The 7,622-nt window shown below is 72.9% G+C and carries 6 protein-coding genes and 1 pseudogene; 1 reads left to right on the top strand and 6 read right to left on the bottom strand.

Going from position 1 to position 7,622, the window contains the following annotated elements; translation table 11 throughout:
* The 4 genes from proB to rplU all read right to left on the bottom strand — a co-directional run.
* Positions 1-549, bottom strand: a 549-nt coding sequence (gene proB, locus VF612_RS16025) for a glutamate 5-kinase (RefSeq protein WP_408660850.1), incomplete at its 3' end; no start/stop codon positions are given.
* Positions 550-555: 6 nt separating this feature from the next.
* Positions 556-2,019, bottom strand: coding sequence for a GTPase ObgE (gene obgE / locus VF612_RS16020; RefSeq protein ID WP_408660849.1), 1,464 nt, complete (start codon positions 2,017-2,019; stop codon positions 556-558).
* Between the two features lie 158 nt (positions 2,020-2,177).
* Positions 2,178-2,435, bottom strand: a complete 258-nt coding sequence (rpmA, locus tag VF612_RS16015) for a 50S ribosomal protein L27 (RefSeq protein WP_408660848.1) — start codon at positions 2,433-2,435, stop codon at positions 2,178-2,180.
* A gap of 4 nt (positions 2,436-2,439) precedes the next feature.
* Positions 2,440-2,757, bottom strand: a complete 318-nt coding sequence (gene rplU, locus VF612_RS16010; protein ID WP_408660847.1) for a 50S ribosomal protein L21 — start codon at positions 2,755-2,757, stop codon at positions 2,440-2,442.
* A 280-nt stretch (positions 2,758-3,037) separates the two neighbouring features.
* Here rplU and VF612_RS16005 point away from each other — a divergent pair, with 280 nt between their 5' ends.
* Positions 3,038-3,592 (top strand): phosphotransferase-like protein, encoded by a 555-nt coding sequence (locus tag VF612_RS16005; RefSeq protein WP_408660846.1) that lies wholly within the window; start codon positions 3,038-3,040, stop codon positions 3,590-3,592.
* 32 nt (positions 3,593-3,624) lie between these two features.
* On the opposite strand, the gene VF612_RS16000 is transcribed toward VF612_RS16005, so the two are convergent.
* Both VF612_RS16000 and VF612_RS15995 read right to left on the bottom strand, forming a co-directional pair.
* Positions 3,625-7,017, bottom strand: coding sequence for an Rne/Rng family ribonuclease (locus VF612_RS16000; protein WP_408660845.1), 3,393 nt, complete (start codon positions 7,015-7,017; stop codon positions 3,625-3,627).
* A gap of 208 nt (positions 7,018-7,225) precedes the next feature.
* Positions 7,226-7,622, bottom strand: a pseudogene (locus tag VF612_RS15995) (radical SAM protein); the annotation flags it as partial.

Here is a 7,622-nt window from a genome sequence, read left to right as displayed (position 1 = left end):
GCCGGGCGTGTCGGTGAGCAGAACCAGCAGGTCGGCACCGACGAGATGGGCCACCAGGGCGGCCAGCCGGTCGTTGTCGCCGAAGCGGATCTCGTGGGTGGCCACCGTGTCGTTCTCGTTCACGATCGGGATCACGCCGAGCGCGAGCAGCCGCTCCAGGGTGCGGACGGCGTTGCGGTAGGAGCCGCGCCGGTGCAGGTCGTCGGCGGTCAGCAGCACCTGGCCGACGGTGAGTCCGTGCCGGGCGAAGGAGGTGGCGTACCGCTCGGCGAGCAGCAGCTGCCCGACGCTGGCCGCGGCCTGCTGGGTGGCCAGGTCCCGGGGACGGGTTCTCAGCCCCAGCGGCGCCATGCCGGCCGCGATCGCCCCGGAGGACACCAGCACGACCTGCTGGCCGGCGGCCCGCCGGGCTGCCAGGACGTCGACCAGGGCGTCCAGCCGGCTCGGCTGCAACCGGCCGCGGGAGGTCAGCGAGGACGAGCCGACCTTCACCACGGTGCGGGCCGCGGCGGCGATCCCGGCCCGGCCGGCCGTCTTCAGCTGCGCCATCGACAGCTACTCGGGGGCCGCGCGCTCGAGCTGGAGCTCCTCGTCGCTCTGCGGCTGGCGGCGGGCCTTCTTCAGAGCCAGCCGCTCGTCGGCATTGGGCCGGCTGCTGGCGTCCAACCGGTCGTCGGTCCCGCGGCGGGTCGGCGAGTACTCCTCGTCGGCCATTCCGGCGGTGGGCTGGAAGTCGAAGACGTAGTCCAGGATCGTCACGGCAGCCCCGGGCATCGCGCCCTGCCGGGCCAGCTCCTCCTCGACCCCGAGCCGGGCCAGCCGGTCGGCCAGGTACCCGACCGCCTCGTCGTTGTCGAACTGGGTCTGGCGCACCCAGCGCTCGGGCTTGCTGCCCCGCACCACGAAGGCCCCGGGCTCGTCCGGATCGGGGTGCACGGTGAAGCCGGAGTCGTCGACGGCCTTCGGGCTGAGCACGATCCGGGCCGGGGCGATGGCGTCCTGGCCCGCCCGGAACTCCTCCACCATCGCGGCCAGGGCGAAGGTCAGCTCCCGCAGCCCGGCGTGCGAGACCGCGGAGACCTCGAAGACCCGGTAACCACGGCCGGTCAGCTCCTCGGTGACGAAGTCGGCCAGCTCGCGCGCCTCCGGGATGTCGACCTTGTTCAGCGCCACCAGCCGCGGCCGGTCCAGCAGGTCACCGAGGCTGGACTCGTACTGGGCGAGCTCGGCCTCGATGGCCTCCAGGTCGCTGATCGGGTCCCGGCCCGGCTCCAGGGTGGCGCAGTCCAGCACGTGCAGCAGCACCGCGCAGCGCTCCACGTGCCGCAGGAAGTCCAGCCCCAGGCCCTTGCCCTGCGCGGCGCCGGGGATCAGCCCGGGCACGTCGGCGACGGTGAAGGTGGTGTCGCCGGCGCTGACCACGCCCAGGTTGGGGACCAGGGTGGTGAACGGGTAGTCGGCGATCTTCGGACGGGCCGCGGAGAGCGCCGCGATCAGCGAGGACTTGCCTGCCGACGGGAAGCCGACCAGCCCGACCTCGGCCATCGACTTCAGCTCCAGGACGACGTCGAAGGCCTCGCCGGGCTCACCGAGCAGGGCGAAGCCGGGCGCCTTGCGCCGGGGCGAGGCGAGCGCGGCATTGCCCAGACCGCCCCGGCCGCCGTGGGCGACCACGTAGCGGTTCCCGGCGCCGGTCAGGTCGGCCAGCACGGCGCCGTCCGCGGCATGCACGACGGTGCCGTTGGGCACGGCGAGCACCAGGTCGTCGCCGTCGGCGCCGCTGCGGTGCTTGCCCGCGCCCTGGCGGCCGTTGCCCGCCTTCTGGTGCGGGTGGTGGTGGAAGTCCAGCAGGGTGTGCACCTGCGGGTCCACCACCAGCACGACATTGCCGCCCCGGCCGCCGTTGCCGCCGTCCGGGCCGCCGAGCGGCTTGAACTTCTCCCGGTGCACCGACGCGCAGCCGTGGCCGCCGTTGCCTGCGGTGACGTGCAGAACCACTCGGTCTACGAAATTCACCACGAGGGGTGCTCTCTTCTCTTTCGACTGCTCATCGTTGCCCGGCGCGGCCTTCAGCGGCGCCGGCCTCCGGCCCGTACGAGGCCGGGATGGTGATAACGCAAGAAGCGGGCGCCGGAATCCCGGTGCCCGCTCCAGCGGATGGACGTGTGCCGAGGCGGCTAGACCTCGAGCGGAACGATGCTGACGGTCTTGCGGCCACGCCGGCTGCCGAACAGCACGTTGCCCGCAGCGAGGGCGAACAGCGTGTCGTCACCGCCGCGGCCCACCAGGTCGCCCGGGTGGAACTTGGTGCCACGCTGCCGGACGATGATCTCGCCGGCGCTGACGAGCTGGCCGCCGAAGCGCTTGACGCCCAGTCGCTGGGCGTGCGAGTCGCGGCCGTTACGGGAGCTGGACGCACCCTTCTTGTGTGCCATGGATCTACTTCTTTCCGCTCTCGATGCCGGTGACCCGCACCTGCGACAGCTTCTGGCGGTGGCCGATGCGCTTGTGGTAGCCGGTCTTGTTCTTGAACTTGTGGATCTTGATCTTCGGGCCCTTGACCATGCCGAGGATCTCGCCGGTGACCGAGACGGCGGCCAGCGCGGTGGCGTCGGTGGTCACGTCCTCGCCGTCGACGAGCAGGATCGCGGGCAGCGCCACACTGGAGCCCGGGGCCAGGTCGAGCTTCTCGACCGTCACGACGTCACCTACGGCGACCCGGTACTGCTTGCCGCCGGTCTTGACGATGGCGTACATCGCGAATCCACTCCTGTCGAACAGCTATCGAAGATCTCGGGTGTTTCTCGGCTGTCTAGCCTTACTGCAGGCGGGTGTGCGCTGTGCCGCCGTCAACCGGCGGCCTCACACCAGAACGGCCCACCGCCGTGCTGTGGGCCGTTGTACAGATTACGCCAACGACCGCCCTACAGGCAAAGCGGCTGCCTCTGCCCCGCCGGCGGCTGCTCGCAGGCTCTCGCCGTACGTGGAACCGGCTGCTCAGGCGGGCTGCCGGACCAGGCCGTCCTACCCTTGCCCGGTGAACCTGATCTTCCTGCATGGGGCTGCCGCCGCGGGCAAGTTGACGACCGCCCAGGCGCTCGGTGAGCGGCTGGGTTACCCGGTGTTCCACAACCATCTGACGGTGGACCTGCTCACCACTGTCTTTCCCTTCGGGTCCGAGCCGTTCAAGCGCCTCCGGGAGCTCATGTGGCTGGCCGTCCTCGCAGAGGCCGCCGCCGCAGGCCGCTCGCTGATCTTCACCTTCGCTCCGGAGAGCACCGTGGATCCCGGCTTTCCGGAGCGCGTGCGCATCACCATCGCGGACGCGGGCGGGCGGGTGTGCTTCGTGAGGCTCGCCGTGAGCGAGGCCGAGCAGGAGCGCAGGATCACGGCCGAGAGCCGGCGCAAGTACCACAAGCTGGTCGACCTGCAGACGCTGCGGGCGGCGCGGAAGCATCCCGGCGCCGTCGAGCAGCCACCTGTCGACCTGGAGATCGACACCGACGCCAGCGGCCCGAGCGACTCCGCCGCGGCGATCGTGCGGCACTTCGGGCTGGTTCCAGAGCCGCCGGTCAGCCGCTATCCGCTCTAGCGCCGGTCGAACGCCTCGTGGCGAGCTGCGACCTACCCCTCGGGGACGCTCACCGGCACCGGCGGACCGGCTGGCCGGCTCGCTGCCCGCCGGCGGCGCGGACGGGCGGGCTGGGCAGCGCCGGACTGGCCGGCGCCCAGGTCCGGCGTCGCCGAGCCGGCTCCGTTGTACGTCGGCTCGGCAGCTGCGGGCGCGGCGCCGGGCTGCGGTTCGGCCTGGCGCGGTTGATCGGCCTGGCGCGGTTGTTCGCTGGGCGCCGCTTCCGCAGCCGGCTGGACAGCAGCTGCTGCCGGTTCGCCCGCGGCGCCGGCATCCCGGCTGGCTCGCCGCCTGCCGCCGGACCGCCTGGCAGGCTTGCCGCCCGCAGGCTGCTCGCTCTCGAGCTGGCCGCCCTCGGCCGGGCTGCTCTCGACCGGGCTGCTCTCCGCCGGGCTGCTCTCCGCCGGGCTGCTCTCGGCGTGCCCGGTAGCAGGCTGGACGGTGGCGGGCTGGCCGTCCGCAGAGCTGCTTTCCAGCCGATCGGTACCCGAGGTCGCTGCGCTGCTGGCCGCGGCGCCGTCGTGCAGATTGGTCGCCGCCGCGATCGCGGCCACCGCGCTGGCAGCTGCCCGCCGCTTCTCCGCCTCGGCGGCCAGCTCAGCGGGGTCGGGCTGCGCAACGGCCTCGGCCTTGGCGGCCTTTCGCGTGCGCCGCCCACGGGCGGGCCGATCGTCCTCAGCGGCCGGCGCGGAGGCGCCGGAGCCAGCGGACCCGCCGTTCTTGCGCTCCACCGGGTCCAGGTGCACGATCACGCCCCGGCCGTTGCACACCGTGCAGGGCTCGCTGAAGGCTTCGAGCAGTCCCTCGCCGACCCGCTTGCGGGTCATCTGCACCAGGCCGAGGGAGGTGACCTCGGCGACCTGGTGCTTGGTGCGGTCGCGGCCCAGGCATTCGGTGAGCCGGCGCAGCACCAGGTCCCGGTTGCTTTCCAGCACCATGTCGATGAAGTCGATCACCACGATGCCGCCGATGTCGCGCAACCGGAGCTGCCGGACGAGCTCCTCGGCCGCTTCCAGGTTGTTCCGGGTGACGGTCTGCTCGAGGTTGCCCCCGGAACCGGTGTACTTGCCGGTGTTGACGTCGACCACGGTCATCGCCTCGGTCCGGTCGATCACCAGCGAGCCGCCCGAGGGCAGCCACACCTTGCGGTCCAGCGCCTTGGCCAGCTGCTCGTCCACCCGCAGGTCGCGGAACAGGTCGGACTCGGCGGTGTGCCGGGAGATCCGGTCCGCCAGGTCGGGGGCGATGTCGCTCACGTAGTCGCTGAGGGTGCGGTGGATCTCCGCGCCAGAGACCACCAGCTTCTTGAAGTCGTCGTTGAAGATGTCGCGGACCACACGGATCGCAAGGTCCGGCTCGCCGTGCAGCAGGGACGGCCCTTCCGAGGACTGCTTGGCCTTCGCCGACCGCGCGCTGATCTTCTCCCACTCCGACTTCAGCCGCTCGACGTCGCTGACCAGATCCTGCTCGGAGGCGCCCTCGGCCGCGGTGCGGACGATCACGCCGGCCTCGTCGGGCACCACCTTCTTCAGGATCGCCTTGAGCCGGCTGCGCTCGACGTCGGGCAGCTTGCGGCTGATGCCGGTCATGCCGCCGCCGGGGACGTAGACCACGAACCGGCCGGGCAGCGAGATCTGGCTGGTCAGCCGGGCGCCCTTGTGGCCGATCGGGTCCTTGGTCACCTGCACCAGCACCATGTCACCGGCGCTGAGGGCGTTCTCGATCGAGCGGGACTTGCCTTCCAGTCCGGCCACGTCCCAGTTGACCTCACCGGCGTAGAGCACCCCGTTGCGGCCGCGGCCGATGTCGACGAAGGCCGCCTCCATCGACGGCAGGACGTTCTGGACCCGGCCGAGGTAGACGTTGCCGACCGCGCTGCTGGCGCTGGCCCGGGTCACGTAGTGCTCGACCAGGATGTCGTCCTCGAGCACCGCGATCTGGGTGCGGTCACCGGCCTGGCGCACCGCCATCACCCGGTCCACCGACTCGCGGCGGGCCAGGAACTCGGCCTCGGTCAGGATCGGCGCGCGGCGACGGCCGGTGTCCCGGTTGTCGCGGCGGCGCTGGCGCTTGGCTTCCAGCCGGGTCGAGCCCTTGACGCCGCGGACGCCGTCGTCATCGCCGCCGCGGTCCCGGCCGGAGCGGGTCTCGCGCACGTGCACCACGGTGTTGGGCGGGTCGTCCTCGGACGGGACGGCCTCGGCGCCGTCCGAGCCGGTGGACCGGCGGCGGCGGCGACGGCGACGGGCGCTGGCCGACAGGGCCGCCTCGGCGACCTCCTCGGCATGGTCGTCCTCGGGCTCGTCGTCGTCCTCGCCGAGGTCCGCGACGGGGGTGTCGGCGTCCTCGCTGGTGTCGGAGGACCGGCCGCGCCCGCGCCGGCCACGGCGGCGACGGCGACGGGTGCCTTCCCCGGCGGTCTCGTCACCCTCCTCGTCGGCCCTGTCGTCAGCAGGCTCGTCGACGTCTTCGGGCTCGAGGTCGGCGTCGATGTCGGTCTCGTCGGGGAGCGCATCGACGTCCGGCTCCGGCTCGGCGATGGGCTCGGCAGCGCGCTTGCCGCCACGGCGGCGGCGAGGCGCCGCGGCCTCGGTGGGCGGCTGGAACAGCACCGCGGGGGCAGCCAGCGCGGGGGCGGCCGGCAGCGCCTCCGGCGCCGGAACCTCGGCTACCGAGGCGGCTGCGGCTTGCTCGGCCGCTGCCTGCTCGGCGGCCGCGGCAGCAGCCTTGCTGACCCGCTTACGCGGGGTTCGCTTGGCCGGTGCGGCAGCGGGCGATTCGGTGGCCGAGTCCGCTGCAGGCCCGTCGGCTGGCGCGGAACGGGTGGGCGTGGAAGGGATGGGCGTGGACTCAGCCGTGGCTGGCGCTGCGGCCTCCGGCTCAGCCGGGGTGGCTGCGGCGCCGCGAGCAGCGCGCTTGCGGGCCGGCGCCTTGGTAGCGGTGGCCTTGGCAGCGGGCGCCTTGGTAGCGGTGGCCTTGGCAGCGGGGGCCTTGGCAGCAGTTGCCTTGGTGGCCGGCGCGTCGCTGGCGGACGTCTCGCTCGCGGGCGGCTCGCTGACCGGCGGCTCGCTCGCCGGCGCCTCGGTGGCCCGCGCGGCAGCTGCCTTGGCGGCCGGAGCCTTGCGGGCGCGGGTGGCCTTCTTCGGCGCCGGCGCGTCCGCGCCAGGCTGGTCAGCCGGAGCTGCGGCCGGCATAGCGACCGCCGGGTCACCGGCACCGGCATCCGGACCGGCCGGCCCGGCGACGGCCGCAGCCGCCTTCTTGGCGGGAGTCTTGCGGGGAGCGCGCTTGGCCGGCGCCTTGCGGGCCTTGGGGGCAGCCGCGCCGCCCTGGTCGCCGGACCGTTCGGCGGCGAAGGCGTCAGTGGGTTCGCTGTTGTCGAGCATTGCTCGGGTGCTCCTGTCTCACCACCGGGGCCGAGAAGAAACAGCTTTCGCCGTACTCGGCCGCGCAGTGGCGGTATGGCGTCCCACCCGCAAGCGGAACGCAAAGTCTTCTGTCACCCGTTCGCGGGAGCGAACGGACGGCTCGTGCCACCCCTGCCTGGCGGTACCGGGCAGAACGTCCAACCCGTCAGCAGCTGCCGACGGCCTTTCAGTGCTCGATAGCTGCGCGGGTGACCGGCAGCTCGGTGGTGCGCAACGGATCTGTCACCAGTCCCGCGTCATCGACCGGTCCCTGCGCCAGCCGGGTAGCCCTGGGGGGCTGCGACGGGGCGAAACCGGCGACGGCCCGCAGAGCGGTGAGCACATCGTCGGGCCGAACCGTCGGGGTGACCTGACGGACGACCAGCTTCAGTATCGCACGGGTGTCATTCTCCGGCTCCGCCGACACCTCGGCGGCCACGATCGGCGCGCGGGCGTCCAGGCTGCGCACGCCGTCCTTGGTGAGCCGCTCCACCAGCACCGACTCACTCGCCAGCAGCCGCTGGAGCGCCGCTGCGGTCACCGCCGGGTCCGCCGCCAGCTCCAGCTGCCAGACCGAGGCCTGC

Source organism: Jatrophihabitans sp. (assembly GCF_036388195.1).
Classification (GTDB): Bacteria; Actinomycetota; Actinomycetes; order Mycobacteriales; family Jatrophihabitantaceae; genus Jatrophihabitans_A.
Note: the sequence above shows the minus strand (reverse complement) of the source record. Positions and strands in the feature narration are given on the sequence as shown.

What these genes read in the sequence shown, in the direction of transcription:
- rpmA (WP_408660848.1), bottom strand. Translation starts at nt 2,435, where the DNA reads ATGGCACACAAGAAGGGTGCGTCCAGCTCCCGTAACGGCCGCGACTCG.
- rplU (WP_408660847.1), bottom strand. Translation starts at nt 2,757, where the DNA reads ATGTACGCCATCGTCAAGACCGGCGGCAAGCAGTACCGGGTCGCCGTA.
- VF612_RS16000 (WP_408660845.1), bottom strand. Translation starts at nt 7,017, where the DNA reads ATGCTCGACAACAGCGAACCCACTGACGCCTTCGCCGCCGAACGGTCC.